We start from the raw sequence: 16904 nt of genomic DNA on the forward strand, positions 1-16904 counted from the left end.
CGGGGTTCTACGGTCCGCGTATGGCCGTGCCCTTCGTGTTCGCTGAGTCGCCGGCGGCCGACGTGCCCCCGTTCTCCGGCGTCCAGCCCGACATCCGGTCCCGGATCACCGAGCTGCGGCTCTCCGCCTTCGCCGGGCACCGGGGTGCCGCGTTCCCGCTCGGGCCGGTCACCCTGCTCGCGGGGCCCAGCGGGGCCGGCAAGACCACCGCGCTCACCGCCTTCGAGGCACTGGCCCGGCTCGGCGGCGGCGCCCCGCTCGCGGAGGCGTTCCCGGACCCGGCCGCCTGCGTACCCGAGCGGGCCCGGCCCGACGCCGAGGGGCGCCGGGGGTTCCGCATCGGGTGCACCGCCGAGGGCGCCGAGGGCCCGGTCCGGCTCGACATCGCCGTACAGGCCGAGCCGGACCTGCGGATCGTGGGGGAGCGGCTGACCGCGCGCGGGGTCGTCCTGCTGCAGACCGCGCTGCGCGACCCCGGGCGCCGTACCGTCCAGGCCGCCTGGCACACCGCGGGCGCCGCCCCGGTGACCCGCGCCCCGCTCCCCGACGACCGCCTGGGCACCGCCCTGCTGCCGCTGCGCGTGGCCGGCAAGACCGACGGGCAGTGCCATGTGCTCGCCGCCGCCGAGCAGATGGTCGTCGCCCTGCGCTCCGTCTTCCCCTGCGATCCGCGCCCCGAGTCCATGCGCCTGCCCGTCCCCACCGGCTCCGGCCGGCTGCTGCCCGGCTGCGACAACCTCGCCGACGTCCTGTGGCGCACCCGCGCCGAGTGCTCCCGCCGGCACGGGCTCCTGGTCGAGGCGCTGCGCGTGGGATGCGCCGGCCCGGTGGCCGACCTGGTGGCCGAGCCGCTGGCCGGCGGCACGGTACGGGCGCTGCTCGACCGCGGCGACGGCGTCCGCACCTCACTCGCCCGGCTCGGCGACGGCGAACTGCGCTATCTGGCGCTGACCCTGGTGCTGCTGACCGGGCCGGGCGTGCTCGACATGGACGTGCCGGGCGAGGTGCCCGACGCGCTGCGCACCCTCACCGTCCTCGCCGACGGCTTCGACCGGAGCCTGGACCCCGTCCAGCGCCGGGAACTGCTGCTGACGGCAGCCCGGATGGGCCGGCGCGGACACATCCGGTGCGTGGCCGCGGTGCACGACGCCTCATGGGCCGCCGGGACCCCGGACGTCACAGTGGTACACCTGAACGCGTGACCGAACACCCCGACCTGGCCGCCCTCCAGCGCAGACTGGCCGAGTTCGCCGCCGCGCGGAACTGGCAGCCGTACCACACGCCCAAGAACCTCGTCACCGCCCTCTCGGTGGAGGCGTCCGAACTGGTCGAGATCTTCCAGTGGCTCACCCCGGAGGAGTCCGCCCGGGTGATGGACGACCCCGGCACGGCGCACCGGGTCACCGAAGAGGTCGCCGATGTGCTCGCCTACCTGCTCCAGTTCTGCGAGGTCCTCGGCATCGATCCGCTGGCCGCGCTGGCCGCCAAGATCGACCGCAACGAACACCGCTTCCCGGTCCCGGGCGCCGGAGGCGGGCACCAACAGCCGGACTCGTAAGTTCCGTTATTACTATCCGCAGTCAAGTCGCGTGACGGATCCGAATTGTTGTCCACTAATTTCCGTCTTCCTCTGGCTTTTCGCCTCGACGACCCTCACTCTGGGTAGTGGACAAGAGAGTTCAGGAGGCCGTGCCGACGGGGTGCGGCGGACGGACGGGGGCATCGTATGGATGCGGTACGGCTCATCCTCGCGAGCAGGCGGGCCCTGGCGGCCGGTGCCGAGGCCGGGGAGATGATGGCGGAGGTGTGGCAGGCGCAGGCCCTGGCCCAGGCGATCGGGAGCCGCCTCGCGGTCTCCGGCCCGCCGGAACTGCGCGGCGAGGCGCTGGGGCTGACCGAGCTGGCGGGCCGGGGCTGCGGCGTCCTGGACCCGCCCGAACTCGACCCCGGCGATCTGCGCGCCGCCCAGCTCACCGAGCTGGACGACGCCCGCGAGACCCTGCTCTGCCTCGGCGGCCTGCTCGGCGAGGTCGGCATATCCCTGGTGGGCATGGCCAGCGCCGCCGCGGACGAGACGACGTACTGGCAGTGCATGGAGGCGATCGACGCGGCCGACGAGTCCCGTGACCGTGTGCTGGAGATGCTGCGCAAGCTGGCGGCACGGGCGGCGATGGTGCCGGAGGACGCCCAGGACAGCCCGTCCGGCGTGTGACCGCCGCCCCGCGCGAGCCGTGACGCCGGCTACGGCCGTATGTACGGGCGGGTCATGATCTCCATGTTGTGGCCGTCCGGGTCGTCGAAGTAGGCGCCGCGACCGCCGAAGAGACGGTTGATCCGGCCGGGCTCGGTGCGGCGGGGATCGGCGTAGTAAGTGACACCGACCGTCTCCAGCCGGGCGATCATGGTGTCGAACTCCTCGTCGGGCACGAGGAACGCGTAGTGCTGCGACTGGATCGGCTCGTCGCGCTTCTCGTAGTAGTCGAGCGTGACGCCGTTGCCCAGGTCCACAGGCAGGAACGGCCCGAAGGGCGCGCCGACCTCGAGGCCCAGGACCCCCGCGATGAACTCGGCCGACAGGTGGCGGTCCGAGGCGTGGACGGCGGTGTGGTTCAGCTGAACGGTGGCCGGCGAGGCGGGCTGATGGGTGTGCTGCTGGTCATGCGGCATGACGGGATGTGTCTCCGAGTGCTGGTTCCGCTGGGAACGCCGCAAAGAGGCGGCGGGAAGTGGGACACGGAGAAGACGGCGGGCCTCTCGCCCGCCTCGCGCTCACGCCGAGGCCGGGCGCCTCACTCGTGTATGGCCCATGGCCGACCCGGCAGTCACGTGAGCGACTCTAACAGGTCACCTCGACCGCCGAACCCCTCTTTTTTCAGGTCGACGGGAGTTCGCCGACGGTTGTCACCGGCGGCGGATCAGCGGGTGTCGGCACTTGGACGAGGAAAGGGACGAAGGTGATCCGGCCGTCTTGGACAAGTGGCCTGTAGGACATTCGATAGCACACGATCGAATACGGGTCGCGAATTGTTTTGTAGCACTTGAGCGGTGACGGGGGAGCGGCTCTGCTCTCCGGATCGGCCTTACTCTCCGGAGTGGACGACATACTCCCGGCCACACAGAAAAGGATTGCTGCGGTAACTGAAATGATGCGTAGCGTCGCCGTGTTCATTCTGTCACCTCAAAGGAAAGTCGAATAATACGGACCCCTCGCCGGTGCCTGCAACTCTAGATGCGTCACCGGAGCGGCGGAGTTAGCGTGCTGGTGTCCATCGAAAAGTCTCTGTCGCTGAATTGAAACGCCAGCAGAGGAGAGCTTCATGCGAGGGAAATCAGTACTGAGCGCCGCCGCGGTGGCCGCGCTGGTCAGCGGAGCGGTCGCCGGTGCGGTGGGACCGGCCTCCGCCGCCCCGAATCCGACGTGCCGGGTCGCGGGAGGCACCCTGACCGGCAGTGGATTCGCTCCCGACCAGAAATTCACCGTCACACCCGGTGGGGAGACGGCGCGCTCTTCCTCCGACGGCCGTATCGGACCGATGGCGGTCAAGGGAACAGGGACCTTCCGGGTGGGTACCGTGACCTGCACGGGTACGGGCACGGGAAGCTCGGCCGGCGGAGCGCAGACGTCCGCTGTCGTGTCGGCGGCGACGAGCGCGGCTCAGGCGGCCATCAAGCGGGGCGCCTCTCCGCAGCAGGCGAAGGCGCAGGGTGTGGCGGCCGCACAGGCGAAGGCGAGGAGCCTGGGCGTGCCGACGACGGTCTTGACGCAGATCCAGCAGCAGATCACCAACAACGTCAACCAAATCATCAATTCGACCATCAACGCGCCGGTCGACCAGGAGGCCGGAACACAGAACAAGCAGAATCCGCCGGGCGGGCAGACGCAGCCGGGGCAGCAAACCGAACCGGGCAAGCAGACGGAGCCGGGCAAGCAGACGGAGCCCGGTGGGCAGACGCAGCCTGGTGGGCAGACGGAGCCGGGCAAGCAGACCGAGCCTGGTAAGCAGACGGAGCCGGGTGGCCAGACGGAGCCGGGCAAGCAGACCGAGCCCGGTAAGCAGACCGAGCCCGGTAAGCAGACCGAGCCTGGTGGGCAGACGCAGCCGGGTGGCCAGACGGAGCCGAACAAGCAGGCTCCGCCGAACACGCAGACCGAGCCCAACAAGCAAGCTCCGCCCAACACACAGACCGAGCCCAACAAGCAAGCTCCGCCCAACACACAGACCGAGCCCAACAAGCAGGCTCCACCCAACACACAGACCGAACCGAACAAGCAGACCCCGCCTGCCGGGCAGCCCGCTCAGTAGCCCGGGTGTGTCTTCGAAGCCCCCGCTGGATCAGCGGGGGCTTCGCGCGCCGCGGCCCGGCGGGCGCATTTCACCCGACCGGGCCCCGCCGCGCCAGGCGGTACCCGGGCGGCCGACGCGGGCGGCGCCGTGCAGGATAGGTGTATGGACCTGCGAATCTTCACCGAGCCCCAGCAAGGGGCCACCTATGACACCCTGCTCACCGTGGCCAAGGCCACCGAGGACCTCGGGTTCGACGCCTTCTTCCGCTCGGACCACTATCTGCGCATGGGCAACGTGGACGGCCTGCCCGGCCCCACGGACGCCTGGATCACGCTGGCCGGCCTGGCCCGCGAGACCAAGCGCATCCGCCTCGGCACGCTGATGACGGCCGGCACCTTCCGGCTGCCCGGCGTGCTCGCCATCCAGGTCGCCCAGGTCGACCAGATGTCCGGCGGCCGGGTCGAACTCGGCCTCGGCGCGGGCTGGTTCGAGGAGGAGCACAAGGCGTACGGCATCCCGTTCCCGAAGGAGAAGTTCGCCCGGCTGGAGGAGCAGCTGGCGATCGTCACCGGGCTGTGGGCGACCGAGGTCGGCAAGACGTTCGATTTCCACGGGTCGTACTACGACCTCACCGGGTCGCCGGCGCTGCCCAAGCCCGCGCAGAAGAAGGTCCCCGTGCTGATCGGCGGCCACGGCGCGACCCGTACGCCGCGACTGGCCGCGCGGTACGCCGACGAGTTCAACATCCCGTTCGCCTCGGTGGAGGACAGCGAGCGGCAGTTCGGCCGGGTGCGGGCCGCCGCGGCGGCGGCCGGCCGGGACGCGGACGACCTGGTGTACTCCAACGCGCTCGTGGTCTGTGTCGGCAAGGACGACCAGGAGGTGGCCCGGCGCGCCGCCGCGATCGGCCGTGAGGTGGACGAACTGAAGGCCAACGGCCTGGCGGGCTCCCCGGCCGAGGTCGTCGACAAGATCGGCCGGTACGCCGAGATCGGCTCCCGCCGGATCTACCTCCAGGTACTGGACCTCGGCGACCTGGACCACCTGGAGCTGATCTCGTCCCAGGTCCAGTCCCAGCTGTCGTAACCACGGGCGAGCGGCCCTTGCCGCCGACGCCGGGCCCCGGCCACAGCATCCACTGGTACGGGACCCGGCTCCCGGGACGCGGGGCCGGCCGCCGGCCGGCCCCGCACGGATGCCGGCAGGGAGATCGTGCTTCGGGACCGGCGCTAGCGCGTGAAGCCGTAGTCCAGGATCTTCGTCGCGTCCTTGAACCGCTCGTCCGCCGAGCTCGCCGCGAGGACCGTGCCCACGACCGTCTTGGAACCGCGCGTGGCCGCGAACACCAGGCAGAACTTCGCCTCCGGCCCGGAGCCGGTCTTCACGCCGAACGCGCCCCGGTAGGAGCTGAGGAGCGTGTTGGAGTTCTTCCAGGGCTTCATGGCGTGCGTTCCACCACCGGGCCGGTACGACTTCATGCCGTCGTAGACCTTGGTGCCGACGACCTTCTTGAACGTCTTGTTCTTCAGCGCGGCCCCGGCCAGCTTGGCCAGATCGCGCGGCGAGGAGTAGTTCTTGCCGTTGGACACCCCGTCGAAGGAGTCGAAGTGGGTGTTGCTCAGGCCCAGTTCGCGTGCCTTGCTGTTCATCTTGGCGATGAACGACTTGGTCCGCTGGGCCGTCGTGGAGCCCGTACCGTAGGTGTCCGCCAGCGCGTAGGCCGCGTCGCAGCCCGACGGCAGCATCAGGCCGTACAGCAGGTCGCCCACCGACATCGAGTCACCGAGGAGCAGGCTCGCGCTGGAGTAGCGCTGGGTGTGGGTCGCCGGGTCGATGACATAGTCGGTGTACTCCCTCTTGATCTTCACCTTCTTCCCGAGGTCCACGTTCCGCTGCGACAGCACCACGAGCGCCGTCATGATCTTCGTGGTGGAACCGGTCCGCAGCCGGGCGTCCGGCGCCTTGCCGAACAGCTGCTTGCCGGTGGCCGGGTTCATGGCGTAGGCGCCCTGCGCCGACACCTGCGGGGCCGCCGCGGCGGCGGTGCGGGCCGCGGATGCCGTCGGCGCTGCCTGGGCGGCCTGGGCGGGCGCGGACGCGAGGACTCCCGCACCCAGCACCGCACCGGCCGTCACCGCGACGGCGGCGCTCCTGCGGGCCCGGGCCGCCCGCCCCGGTCCGCGGTCCCGGACTGCCTGGTCGATGGTCATGGGTTTCCCCCTCTTTCGCTTGTGTCAGTGGTCAGTTGACGAGGGCTCACTCCATCAGGTCCGGGACCGGGGGGCCGTAACGGACGTCACACGCCGGCCCTGTGAACGCCGAGCGCCGGAACGTCGAGTCCACCTCCCCGATGCGGCAGGGCACCCTCACGGGTGGTGGCAGGGCCGGTGGCCCTGAGCCCAGCAGGCGAGGCGAAAACCGGTGGTGGGCGTGGACCTCCGCCGGGGAGACTCGACCGCATGTTCCTGACGATCTCGACCAACGGCACGGCCGCGCGGCCTGCCACCGACCTGGGGTACCTGCTGCACAAGCACCCCGGCAAGGCACAGGCGTTCTCCACCTCGTACGGCACGGCCCATGTGTTCTACCCCGAGGCGGACGCCGAACGCTGCACGGCCGCGCTGCTGTTGGAGATCGATCCCGTCGCGCTGGTCAGGCGCGGCCGGGGCAAGGGCCGTGGCGGCGCGCCCGACGCGGCCCTCGCCCAGTACGTCAACGACCGCCCGTACGCGGCCTCTTCACTGCTGGCCGTCGCGCTGGGCAACGTCTTCTCCAGCGCCCTGCGCGGGGTGTGCGCCGCCCGGCCGGAGCGGGCCGCAGCCCCGCTGCCGCTGCGCGTCGAGGTCCCCGCGCTGCCCGCCCGCGGCGGCCCCGACCTCGTACGACGGCTCTTCGCACCGCTCGGCTGGTCGGTCACCGCCGATCCGGTCCCGCTCGACACCGCGTTCCCGGAGTGGGGCGACTCGCGGTACGTCCGGCTGCTGCTGGAGTCCGAACGGCTCACCCTCGCCGAGGCGTTGCGCCATTTGTACGTCCTGCTGCCGGTGCTCGACGACGCCAAGCACTACTGGGTCTCCGCCGACGAGGTCGACAAGCTGCTGCGGGCCGGCGAGGGCTGGCTGGCCGGGCACCCGGAGCAGCAGCTGATCACCAACCGGTACCTCTCACGCCGCTGGTCGCTCACCCGCCAGGCGCGGGAACGGCTGGAGCTGGTACGGCTCGCGGAGGCCGACGACAGCGAGGTCGAGGACATCGACAACGCGGTGGCGGACGAGCCCGAGAGCGGGGACATCGACGTCGCGGACGAGTCCGGGACCGAGGTCATCGACAACGCGGCCGCTGACGGGACAGGGACCGGCACCGGTACCGGTACCGGCACCGAGGAGAAGCCGACCCCGCTCGCCGTGCTCCGGCGGGAGGCCGTCCTCGCCGTGCTGGACGCCTGCGGCGCCGCACGCGTGCTCGACCTCGGCTGCGGCCAGGGCCAGTTGGTGCAGGCGCTGCTCAAGGACGCCCGGTTCACCGAGATCGTCGGCGTCGACGTCTCGCAGCGGGCCCTGACCATCGCCTCCCGCCGGCTGAAGCTGGACCGCATGGGCGAACGGCAGGCCGCGCGCGTCAAGCTCGTCCAGGGCTCCCTCGTCTACACCGACCAGCGGCTGCGCGGCTACGACGCCGCCGTGCTCAGCGAGGTCGTCGAGCACGTCGACCCGCCCCGACTGCCCGCCCTGGAGTACGCCGTGTTCGGGCACGCGCGCCCCCGCACGGTCGTCGTGACCACCCCGAACGCCGAGTACAACGTCCGCTGGGAGAGCCTGCCCGCCGGCCACGTCCGGCACGGCGACCACCGCTTCGAGTGGACCCGCGAGGAGTTCCGCACCTGGGCGGCGGCCGTGGCCGAACGGTACGGCTACGAGGCGGAGTTCACGCCCGTCGGCCCGGACGACCCCGAGGTGGGCCCGCCCACGCAGATGGCGACATTCACGATCACGACCGAGAGGGAGGCGAAGGCGGCATGACCGGGGCACAGCACAAGGGGCGGGTACTGCCCGTCACCGACCTCTCCCTCGTGGTGCTCGTCGGTGCCTCCGGTTCCGGCAAGTCCACGTTCGCCCGGCGGCACTTCAAGCCCACCGAGGTGATCTCCTCCGACTTCTGCCGCGGCCTGGTCTCCGACGACGAGAACGACCAGAGCGCGACCCGGGACGCCTTCGACGTCCTGCACTACATCGCCGGCAAGCGGCTGGCCGCCGGCCGCCGCACCGTCGTGGACGCCACCAGCGTGCAGCAGGACAGCAGGCGGCAGTTGATCGAACTGGCGAAGAAGCACGACGTGCTGCCCATCGCCATCGTGCTGGACCTGCCGGAGGGTGTGTGCGCCGAGCGGAACGCGGCCCGCGCCGACCGGGCGGACATGCCCCGCCGGGTCATCCAGCGGCACATCCGCGAACTGCGCCGCTCACTCAGGCACTTGGAGCGCGAGGGCTTTCGCAAGGTGCACGTGCTGCGCGGCGCCGAGGAGGTCGAGCACGCCACCGTCGTCACCGAGAAGCGCTACAACGACCTCACCCACCTCACCGGTCCGTTCGACATCATCGGCGACATCCACGGCTGCTCCGCCGAACTGGAGGCACTGCTCGCCAAGCTGGGCTACACCGACGGCGTGCACCCCGAGGGCCGTACCGCCGTGTTCGTCGGCGACCTGGTCGACCGCGGCCCGGACAGCCCCGGCGTGCTGCGCCGCGTGATGTCGATGGTGAACTCGGGCAACGCCCTGTGCGTCCCCGGCAACCACGAGAACAAATACGGCCGTTACCTCAAGGGCCGCAAGGTCCAGCACACCCACGGGCTCGCGGAGACCATCGCGCAGATGGAGGGCGAGAGCGAGGAGTTCAAGGCCGAGGTCCGGCGGTTCCTGGACGGACTGGTCAGCCACTACGTCCTGGACGGCGGCCGGCTGGTGGTCTGCCACGCCGGTCTGCCCGAGAAGTACCACGGCCGCACCTCCGGCCGGGTCCGCTCGCACGCCCTGTACGGCGACACCACCGGCGAGACCGACGAGTTCGGGCTGCCGGTGCGCTACCCGTGGGCGGAGGACTACCGGGGCCGGGCCGCCGTGGTCTACGGCCACACACCCGTGCCCGAGGCGACCTGGCTGAACAACACCATCTGCCTGGACACCGGCGCCGTCTTCGGCGGCAAGCTCACCGCGCTGCGCTGGCCGGAGCGGGAGCTGGTGGACGTACCGGCCGAGCGGGTCTGGTACGAGCCGGCCCGGCCGCTGCGCACCGACGCGCCCGGCGGGCAGGACGGCCGCCCGCTGGACCTGGCGGACGTGCACGGCCGGCGGGCCGTCGAGACCCGGCACGCGGGCCGGGTGGCCGTCCGCGAGGAGAACGCGGCGGCCGCTCTGGAGGTCATGAGCCGCTTCGCGATCGACCCGCGCCTGCTGCCGTACCTCCCGCCGACCATGGCGCCGACGGCCACCTCGCGGATCGACGGCTACCTGGAGCATCCCGAGGAGGCGTTCGCGCAGTACGCGCGGGACGGGGTCGCGCGGGTGGTGTGCGAGGAGAAGCACATGGGCTCCCGGGCCGTGGCCCTGGTGTGCCGGGACGCGGAGACGGCACGGCGGCGGTTCGGCGTGGAAGGGCCCACCGGTTCCCTCTACACCCGTACCGGCCGGCCGTTCTTCGACGACGAGCGGATGACCGAGGAGATCCTCGGCCGGCTGCGCGCGGCGGTCACCGAGGCCGGACTGTGGGACGAACTGGGCACCGACTGGCTGCTGTTGGACGCCGAGCTGATGCCGTGGTCGCTGAAGGCCGCGGGGCTGCTGCGCGGCCAGTACGCGGCCGTGGGCGCCGCCGCCGGCGCGGTGTTCCCGGGCGCGCTCGCCGCCCTGGAGACGGCGGCCGGGCGCGGTGCCGACGTGGGAGCGCTGCTCGACCGGCAGCGCGAACGTGCCGCCGACGCCGCCGCGTTCACCGCCGCCTACCGCCGCTACTGCTGGCCCACCGAGGGCCTGGACGGCGTCCGGCTGGCCCCCTTCCAGCTCCTCGCAGTCCAGGGCCGCAGCCTCGCCGCACTGCCGCACGACGAGCAACTCGCCCTCATCGACCGGCTGGTGGAGTACGACGGCACCGGGCTGCTGCACACCACCCGACGGCTGTACGTCGACACCGGTGACCCGGAGTCGGTGCGCGCGGGCGTGGACTGGTGGCTGGAGATGACCGGCCGGGGCGGCGAGGGCATGGTCGTCAAGCCGCTCGGCGCGTTGGTGCGCGACGGGGACGGACGGCTGGTGCAGCCCGGCATCAAGTGCCGGGGCCGGGAGTACCTGCGGATCATCTACGGCCCGGAGTACACCCGCCCCGACCACCTCACCCGCCTGCGGCAGCGGTTCCTCAACCACAAGCGGTCCCTGGCCCTGCGCGAGTACGCCCTCGGCCTGGAGGCCCTGGACCGACTGGCCGACGGCGAGCCCCTGTGGCGGGTGCACGAGGCGGTGTTCGGAGTACTGGCCCTGGAGTCGGAGCCGGTGGATCCTCGGCTGTAGGCGCAGCCGCGCTCTCGTGCCGGACACACTTCGTGGCGCCGTGCAGTCCCGCCTCGATGGTCCGCCGCCTTCCCGGGCTGCGGACCGTCCCTCGGCAGTTACGGACGTATCGTCCGGCCCTGGGCGGTGCCTTCCACGGCCTCCACGTACGCACGTGCCACCTCGGCGACGGGAGTACCGCCGGCCGAGTCCATGCCCATGCTTTCCAGGGTCTCCTTGATCCACCCCGGGCTGATGAGATTGATACGAAGATTCCGCGGCACCTCACCAGCCGCGTTACGGACGAAGCCCTCCAGGCCGGTGTTGATGAGGGCCCCCAGCGACCCACCGGCCAACGGAGCGGAGAAGGTGCCTCCGGTCAGCGTGACGGAGCCGCCGTCTCGGAGATGACGCAGGGCTCGCCGGGCCAGGGCGACCTGTCCCAGGAGCTTGCCCCGCATTCCCGCAGCGATCTCGTCGTCCGCCGCTGTCGCCAAGTCCACCAGCGGGCCACTGGCGGCACAGCACACCACCGCGTCGAGGTCCGGCACCTCGTCGAAGAGCGCATCCAGAGAGAAAGGATCTTCCAGATCCACCGTCACCGGACCTCTGCGCGAGGCCCTCACGACCTGATGAGAACCCTCTAACGCGCCGGCGACAGCACTGCCGACCGTTCCGGTCGCCCCAATCACAAGTACTTTCATGTGACCGATCATGTCAGCGGTGGCATACGGGGCGTCGTACTACTCAACGCGGCCTGCCCCGACCGCCAGGGCGCAGTCTCGGCGACAGCCACAGCACAGCGTCGTCCATGTCCGCCACGCCGAACGGGCCAGCCATACCAGTGGCCGATCGCGCCCGGCCAAACTCCCCACGAGGGAGCCGGTAACGGGAAGACCGATACACCCTCGCGCGACACGTTCCCCGAAGGAACCGCGAAGGCATCAGTCGTCAGGCGGCTCGGGTTATGGGCAACTGCGCGACCCACTTCGTCACCTCGGTCAAGTGCTCGGGCTGCAGCCCGAGGTGTGGGTCGGGCTGAACGAGGAGGGTCGCCGTTCCATAGGTGGTGCGCTCCGCCGCCCAGGCGTGGTCGAGGTCGGTGAAGTCGTCATCGATCCAGACGGCGGGGACGTCGCCGAGCCAGGCATCGAGGTGGTCGCGCTTCCACAGGTAGCCATTGGGGTGGCTGGTAGTGATCTGGGGACGCGGCAGGTCGACGTACGGCAGCTCCGGCAGGTCGAGAAGGGGGCCGATGAGGGCGGTGGCGTCCTGCCGCCAGCTGGTGCACCAGACGGGGGTGACCAGCCCGGTGCGGATCACGTCCATGAGTAGGCGGCCGTGGTCGGGGTTGAGCCAGACGGTGACCGGGTTGTCGGCGCTGCGGCCGGTGGGGACGACGTCGTGGCGGGCGTGGGTGGCCGGGGTCGAGCCGTGCTCGTCGGGGAAGGGTACGAGGACGCCGTCGATGTCCAGAAGCAGGTAGGGCGGGTGCATCGGTTCCTCCGGGGGTAGCCGGGCGGGTGGCTGTCAGAACTTGCGGGCGCGGATCAGCAGGGTGGTGGGGCAGTGGCCCATGCGGGGGTCGTGGAACTCCTGGGCTGAGGTGAGCCAGAAGCCCGCGTGGCTGAGATGCTTCTCCCACCGGTCCGTGGAGAACTCCCAGCGGGCGATGGGGAGCCGGGTGCGGTCGGGAAGGGTGACGTAGTTGCGGCGAGGACGGTCGTCGCCCGAGGGGCTTCGGCCAGCACGCCGCGGGTGCGGAACCGAGAAGGCGAGCACTCGCCCGGGCGTGAGGCGCTGGGCAATGGCCGGGAGCAGGAGCTCGGGCGCAACAAGCCCGACAGCGCCGAAGACGGAGTAGATCGCGTCGAACTGCTCGTCGGAGGCGTGCAGGTAGTGCAGGGCGTGGCCGGCGACGAAGGTGAGGTTGCTCAGCCGTCCGTAGTGGGATCGGGCGCGGCGGATCTGGAGGCCGACCAGGTCGACGCCGGTGACGCGGGCGCCGTGGCGGGTGGCGAGGTGGGCGGCGTTGTGGCCGGGGCCGCAGCCGAGCTCCAGGAGTCGCTTGCCGCAGAGGTCGGGGCCGAGAACGTCGGCGCCGGGACCTTGGCCGGGTCTCGTGGTCCATTCCATCCGGGCGGGTACGGAAAGGGGTTCGGCTAGTCCGGCGGCGGTGCGCTGGGCGGCGTGGGCGTGCCATGGGGATGCCTGGGCGAGCACGTCAGATCTCCAGGAGGTGGAGGACGTCGGTGAGGTGGCGGCGGACGGCCTTGATGTAGGCAGGGTCGGTGGCCGGGTCGTTGATCCACCGGATGGACTGGTCCATGAACCACTCGACGGCCCACATGCGGTGCCAGCCCAGGGCCCAGTTCTCGGCGGTGAGCCCGCCTCGCGGGGCGAGGGTGTCGGGGGTGCCGCCGGCGGTGACGTACTGCTCCAGGAAGACGCGCAGGCGCACTGGGTGCGGGGGCTCGATGGTGCCGTGCCAGCTGGCGAGGTCGAGCAGGCCGGGGCCGGTGAAGGCGCGGGCGAAGTCGAGCAACCGCCAGCCGCGCTCGCCGATGTGGAGGCTGGTGGGGTGGAACTCGGAGTGCACCCAGCCGAACGGTGCCAGCGTCGCTCCGGCCGAGCGAGCCTCGGCGGCCTGGGCGAGCCGGCCGAGCGCGTCCTCGACGTCGTCGGCGTCCTGCCACCGGTCGGCCTTGCGCAGCCGTTCGAGATGCGCCAGCGCCCGGGGCGGGAGCGCGCGCAGCCGGTCCTGGTCGAGGACGGGCAAGGGCGGAGCCGTGCGGGTGCCGTGCAGAATCACGGCCGCGGCGACGCCGTCGAGGTCGTCGGCCTCGCGGACGGACGGTCCGAGGTCTTCCATGAGCATGCCGAGCCAGCCGTCCAGGACGGCGGAGGCGTGGACCTGGGGGACGGGTACGCCGAGGGTGTGGGCCAGGCGGAGGGCCCGGTCCTCGCTGTCGAAGGGCTTCTTGGCGTACTTGAAGATGGCCGTAGTGCCGTCGGGGAAGGTCACGCGCTCGACTCCGGACATGGACCACACGCGTACCTCCTCCCGTACGGCGGTGGCCTGGCCGGCCACGGTGAGCAGGTTGTCGAGAAGTTCGGCGCTGGGGTTCGTGGTCACGTGGGGCTCCAGGGAGGGGTGGTGGCGTCCGGGGCGGGCGAGGGAAGTCGGCCCGCCCCGGAGCCTGATCGGGTGGGTTACGCGGCGGGGTTCACGCGGTGGGCGTAGACCTGCTCGAGCCAGCCCGCCTTGAAGGCGGCGAGGTCGTCGCGGAAGTTCGCCATCGAGGCACCGTAGGGGGCGACCACGCCGCCGGACTGGTCCGGCACGGACTGGCAGCCGTGCACGAGCCGGCCACCGAGCGCGGCGTGGGCCTTGATGGACTCGATCCGGCGGTGCTCGTTGAACCAGCCGCCGTGGTAGACCTCGTCGAGCATCCCGCCCGTCTCGTCGTCCAGGTCGAAGACGACGGAGGTGGCGGCGGGGAAGAACCAGCACGGTCCGACGTTGGAGATGTGCCCGTCCAGCTCGACCTTGTTGAGCACCATGAGCGTGGCCGCCTCGCGGAGCATCCGCAGGTGCTCGGCGGTGATCTGCGGCAGGCCGAGGCCGGCCAAGTGCTCCTCGCGGAAGAGGTAGGCGTACACCTCGTACGCGGTGGCCAGCACGCGGGCCGCGTCGGACGTGGACTCGCTGTGCTGCTTGATGAAGTCGAGCGCGAGCTGCTCGACCGCGCTCTCGGTCGTCTCGTCCACATCCAGGAGCTGGCCCTTGACCAGCTCCCAGTCGGCGACGAGCCAGGTGTTCGACTCGAAGCGGAAGAAGTACTCGGCCGGGTCGATGGTGATGCGCCGGCCGTCGACCTGGATGCCGGGCAGGCGGCCCCAGCGCGGGTCGAACGCCTCGGGCAGCTCGACCTCGATGGCCGTGGTGTCGATGGTGGTCACCGTGTCTCCGTCTCTGATCGGGCCGGATCCGGGCACAGCAATGCCCGAGCCCGGTGTGGGCGTACGGAACTTCGGGGTGCCGTCCGGACCCAGGGGGGAGCCTGGATCACGGTCGCGCCGTTCCGGGCGGCTGCTGATAAGTGAACCGGCGGTCACGCTGAGTGGGTACGGTGGAAGGCGGTTGAAGCGGTATACGCGGTTTACAGCTCCAGGGTGGAGGCGATCGTGGCGGCGCAGAGAGACCCCAACGTTCCTCTGCGCGACGTCATCGCGGCAGCCGACTGCACCTATGAGGCCCTCGCCAGAGACGTGCGGCGCATCGCGGCCGAGAACGGTGAGATCCTCCATACCAACAAGTCGGCCATCTCGCACTGGGTGAACGGCACCCGCACACCTTCGGGCCGGGTTGGCCAGTACCTGGCCGAGGCGCTGTCCCGCCGGGCGGCGCGGACAATCACCCAAACCGAGATCGGCCTCCACATCGGTGATGCCGATGCGCCGGCGGAATCCGACCCTGTCCTCGCCGCTACCGACCTGGGCCGGGCCGATGTCGAGCGCCGCCGCTTCCTCGCCGTCGCGGCCTTCACCACCGCCGGCGTGGCCATGCCGCTCGGCTACGACCACGAAGCCACCGCCCGCATGCTCCGCGCCCGCACCGGCACGTCCCTCGTCGGCGCGGAAGACGTGGACGTCGTACGGCAGATCACCGCGGCCTTCAGCGCCGCCGACGAGCGCCTCGGCGGCGGGCACGGCCTGACCACCGTTACCGCGTACCTCGCCGACACCGCCGCACCCATGCTGCGCGGACGCTTCCCGAGCGAAGCCTTACGCAGGGCCGCCTTCGGCGCCGTCGCCGAACTCGCCTACCTCGCCGGATGGAAGCACCACGACCTCGGCCAGGAAGGCGCCGCCCAGCGCTACTACCAGGTCGGCTACAAGCTCGCCTGCGAAGCCGACCCCCACGGCCACGCCGCCTGGATGATGCGCGCCCTCGCCCACCAAGCCCTCAGCCTCAAGCAGCCCCACCACTGCGTCGACCTCGTCGAAGGCGCCCTCCGCACAGGTCTCGGCCACGTCGACGGCCAGACCGAAGCCCTCCTCCACATCACCCACGCCCGCGCCTACGCAGCCACCGCCGAGCACCCGTCGGCCGCACGCGCCCTCCTCGCTGCCGAAGACGCCCTCCTACGAGTCGACGGCCCCCAGCCCACCTACTCCCGTGTCAGCGGCCCCGCCGCCGGCACTGTGGCCAGCCACACCGCCCGCACTCTGACCGACCTCGCCGACCACATCGGCACCGAACAGCAGCACCGAGACGCCCTCACCCGTTGGGACCCAGAGAAGTACAAGCGCGTCCACGCCCTCACCCACGCCGACCTCGGCGACAGCCTCGCCGCCCAGGCGCGCGCCGACGAAGCCGTCGCCGCCTGGACCCAGGCCCTGGGCCTCATGGAAGGCATGACCTCCGATCGCACCCGCAAGGCGATCACTTCGATTCGCTCCACGCTCGCGGTCTACCAGCGCCGCCGCGTTCCCGGTGCCGCCGATCTCGCCCGCCGTGCCCGTGAGGCCCTCGCCTAACATGCCCGACAACCCGCCTGACGAAGGGAACACCGTGGTCCAGCAGACCGACGACCAGCCCAAGGCCCTCAAACCGGCACTCGAATCGATGACCCTGCTGGTCGCGGCCGTCATCGTCCACGACAAGGCCGCCAACCGCGTCGTTCTCCTCCAGCGCAGCGAGAACGCGAAGTTCGCGCAGGGAATGTGGGACCTTCCCGTCGGCAAGAGCGAGCCGGGCGAGCCCATTACCGAAACCGCGGTCCGCGAGCTCTACGAGGAGACGGGACTCACTGTGAAGCCCGAGTCCCTCAAGGTTGCCCACATCATCCACGGCGCCAGGGGCGTCGAGGCCCCCAACGGCTTCCTCACCGTTGTCTTCGCCGCCCACGAGTGGACGGGCGAACCCGAAAACCGCGAGCCGCGCAAGCACGCCCAGGTTCGTTGGGTCGATACCGACGCCATCCCTACGGAGTTCGTGAACACAACCGCGAGTGCCCTCCACCGCTACCTCATGGGTGGACCGGAAGTCTCCCTCGACGGCTGGGGATAGGGGA

The 16904-nt window shown here is 71.1% G+C and carries 16 protein-coding genes; 9 read left to right on the forward strand and 7 right to left on the reverse strand.

What is annotated here, in order from left to right; all coding sequences use genetic code 11:
• Positions 1-20 precede the first annotated feature (20 nt).
• The 3 genes from HB370_RS29945 to HB370_RS29955 all read left to right on the forward strand — a co-directional run bounded on the left by HB370_RS29945 (position 21) and on the right by HB370_RS29955 (position 2212).
• Positions 21-1202, forward strand: coding sequence for an ATP-binding protein (locus HB370_RS29945; protein WP_030777483.1), 1182 nt, complete (start codon positions 21-23; stop codon positions 1200-1202).
• The gene (locus tag HB370_RS29950) at positions 1154-1558 is read left to right on the forward strand and encodes a nucleotide pyrophosphohydrolase (protein ID WP_078637373.1); all 405 of its coding nucleotides are present in this window, start codon (positions 1154-1156) and stop codon (positions 1556-1558) included. Before HB370_RS29945 ends, HB370_RS29950 begins: the two co-directional genes overlap by 49 nt.
• Before the next feature lie 168 nt (positions 1559-1726).
• The gene (locus HB370_RS29955) at positions 1727-2212 is read left to right on the forward strand and encodes a DUF6099 family protein (RefSeq protein WP_030777487.1); all 486 of its coding nucleotides are present in this window, start codon (positions 1727-1729) and stop codon (positions 2210-2212) included.
• 29 nt (positions 2213-2241) lie between these two features.
• Here the strand turns inward: HB370_RS29955 and HB370_RS29960 are convergent, their stop codons facing one another.
• Positions 2242-2667 carry a VOC family protein gene (locus HB370_RS29960; protein WP_030777489.1) on the reverse strand — a complete coding sequence of 142 codons (426 nt, stop codon included), beginning with the start codon at positions 2665-2667 and terminating at the stop codon, positions 2242-2244.
• 650 nt (positions 2668-3317) lie between these two features.
• Here HB370_RS29960 and HB370_RS29965 point away from each other — a divergent pair.
• Both HB370_RS29965 and HB370_RS29970 read left to right on the forward strand, forming a co-directional pair.
• The gene (locus HB370_RS29965; protein WP_157855539.1) at positions 3318-4304 is read left to right on the forward strand and encodes a hypothetical protein; all 987 of its coding nucleotides are present in this window, start codon (positions 3318-3320) and stop codon (positions 4302-4304) included.
• A gap of 144 nt (positions 4305-4448) precedes the next feature.
• The gene (locus HB370_RS29970) at positions 4449-5372 is read left to right on the forward strand and encodes an LLM class F420-dependent oxidoreductase (protein WP_030777492.1); all 924 of its coding nucleotides are present in this window, start codon (positions 4449-4451) and stop codon (positions 5370-5372) included.
• A 143-nt stretch (positions 5373-5515) separates the two neighbouring features.
• On the opposite strand, the gene HB370_RS29975 is transcribed toward HB370_RS29970, so the two are convergent.
• Positions 5516-6496, reverse strand: a complete 981-nt coding sequence (locus HB370_RS29975) for a serine hydrolase (RefSeq protein WP_051815353.1) — start codon at positions 6494-6496, stop codon at positions 5516-5518.
• Between the two features lie 249 nt (positions 6497-6745).
• On the opposite strand from HB370_RS29975, the gene HB370_RS29980 reads away from it, so the two are divergent.
• Both HB370_RS29980 and HB370_RS29985 read left to right on the forward strand, forming a co-directional pair.
• Entirely contained in the window at positions 6746-8305 is a 1560-nt protein-coding gene (locus tag HB370_RS29980; RefSeq protein ID WP_030777497.1) for a 3' terminal RNA ribose 2'-O-methyltransferase Hen1, read from the forward strand.
• Complete coding sequence (locus HB370_RS29985) at positions 8302-10845, forward strand: polynucleotide kinase-phosphatase (protein ID WP_030777499.1); 2544 nt, start codon at positions 8302-8304, stop codon at positions 10843-10845. The genes HB370_RS29980 and HB370_RS29985 overlap by 4 nt, the downstream gene beginning before the upstream one ends.
• Positions 10846-10943: 98 nt before the next feature.
• On the opposite strand, the gene HB370_RS29990 is transcribed toward HB370_RS29985, so the two are convergent.
• From HB370_RS29990 to HB370_RS30010, 5 genes are all read right to left on the reverse strand, one after another.
• Complete coding sequence (locus HB370_RS29990; RefSeq protein ID WP_030777501.1) at positions 10944-11528, reverse strand: short chain dehydrogenase; 585 nt, start codon at positions 11526-11528, stop codon at positions 10944-10946.
• A gap of 247 nt (positions 11529-11775) precedes the next feature.
• Complete coding sequence (locus tag HB370_RS29995) at positions 11776-12321, reverse strand: HAD domain-containing protein (RefSeq protein WP_030777504.1); 546 nt, start codon at positions 12319-12321, stop codon at positions 11776-11778.
• A 33-nt stretch (positions 12322-12354) separates the two neighbouring features.
• On the reverse strand, positions 12355-13047 hold the full coding sequence (locus tag HB370_RS30000; protein WP_030777506.1) for a class I SAM-dependent methyltransferase: 693 nt from the start codon (positions 13045-13047) through the stop codon (positions 12355-12357).
• A 1-nt stretch (position 13048) separates the two neighbouring features.
• The gene (locus HB370_RS30005) at positions 13049-13960 is read right to left on the reverse strand and encodes a phosphotransferase (RefSeq protein ID WP_030777509.1); all 912 of its coding nucleotides are present in this window, start codon (positions 13958-13960) and stop codon (positions 13049-13051) included.
• A gap of 77 nt (positions 13961-14037) precedes the next feature.
• Complete coding sequence (locus tag HB370_RS30010; RefSeq protein WP_030777511.1) at positions 14038-14787, reverse strand: hypothetical protein; 750 nt, start codon at positions 14785-14787, stop codon at positions 14038-14040.
• A 225-nt stretch (positions 14788-15012) separates the two neighbouring features.
• Between HB370_RS30010 and HB370_RS30015 the strand changes: the two genes are divergently transcribed.
• Positions 15013-16368 carry a hypothetical protein gene (locus HB370_RS30015; protein WP_030777513.1) on the forward strand — a complete coding sequence of 452 codons (1356 nt, stop codon included), beginning with the start codon at positions 15013-15015 and terminating at the stop codon, positions 16366-16368.
• Between the two features lies 1 nt (position 16369).
• A complete protein-coding gene (locus HB370_RS30020) occupies positions 16370-16900 on the forward strand; it encodes an NUDIX domain-containing protein (RefSeq protein ID WP_030777515.1) in 531 nt (176 codons plus the stop codon).
• The last annotated feature ends 4 nt before the right edge of the window (positions 16901-16904 follow it).

This window comes from Streptomyces sp. DSM 40868 (assembly GCF_011820545.1).
Classification (GTDB): Bacteria; Actinomycetota; Actinomycetes; order Streptomycetales; family Streptomycetaceae; genus Streptomyces; species Streptomyces eurythermus.

What these genes read in the sequence shown, in the direction of transcription:
- HB370_RS29945 (WP_030777483.1), top strand. Translation starts at nt 21, where the DNA reads ATGGCCGTGCCCTTCGTGTTCGCTGAGTCGCCGGCGGCCGACGTGCCC.
- HB370_RS29950 (WP_078637373.1), top strand. Translation starts at nt 1,154, where the DNA reads ATGGGCCGCCGGGACCCCGGACGTCACAGTGGTACACCTGAACGCGTG.
- HB370_RS29955 (WP_030777487.1), top strand. Translation starts at nt 1,727, where the DNA reads ATGGATGCGGTACGGCTCATCCTCGCGAGCAGGCGGGCCCTGGCGGCC.
- HB370_RS29960 (WP_030777489.1), bottom strand. Translation starts at nt 2,667, where the DNA reads ATGCCGCATGACCAGCAGCACACCCATCAGCCCGCCTCGCCGGCCACC.
- HB370_RS29965 (WP_157855539.1), top strand. Translation starts at nt 3,318, where the DNA reads ATGCGAGGGAAATCAGTACTGAGCGCCGCCGCGGTGGCCGCGCTGGTC.
- HB370_RS29970 (WP_030777492.1), top strand. Translation starts at nt 4,449, where the DNA reads ATGGACCTGCGAATCTTCACCGAGCCCCAGCAAGGGGCCACCTATGAC.
- HB370_RS29975 (WP_051815353.1), bottom strand. Translation starts at nt 6,496, where the DNA reads ATGACCATCGACCAGGCAGTCCGGGACCGCGGACCGGGGCGGGCGGCC.
- HB370_RS29980 (WP_030777497.1), top strand. Translation starts at nt 6,746, where the DNA reads ATGTTCCTGACGATCTCGACCAACGGCACGGCCGCGCGGCCTGCCACC.
- HB370_RS29985 (WP_030777499.1), top strand. Translation starts at nt 8,302, where the DNA reads ATGACCGGGGCACAGCACAAGGGGCGGGTACTGCCCGTCACCGACCTC.
- HB370_RS29990 (WP_030777501.1), bottom strand. Translation starts at nt 11,528, where the DNA reads ATGAAAGTACTTGTGATTGGGGCGACCGGAACGGTCGGCAGTGCTGTC.
- HB370_RS29995 (WP_030777504.1), bottom strand. Translation starts at nt 12,321, where the DNA reads ATGCACCCGCCCTACCTGCTTCTGGACATCGACGGCGTCCTCGTACCC.
- HB370_RS30020 (WP_030777515.1), top strand. Translation starts at nt 16,370, where the DNA reads ATGCCCGACAACCCGCCTGACGAAGGGAACACCGTGGTCCAGCAGACC.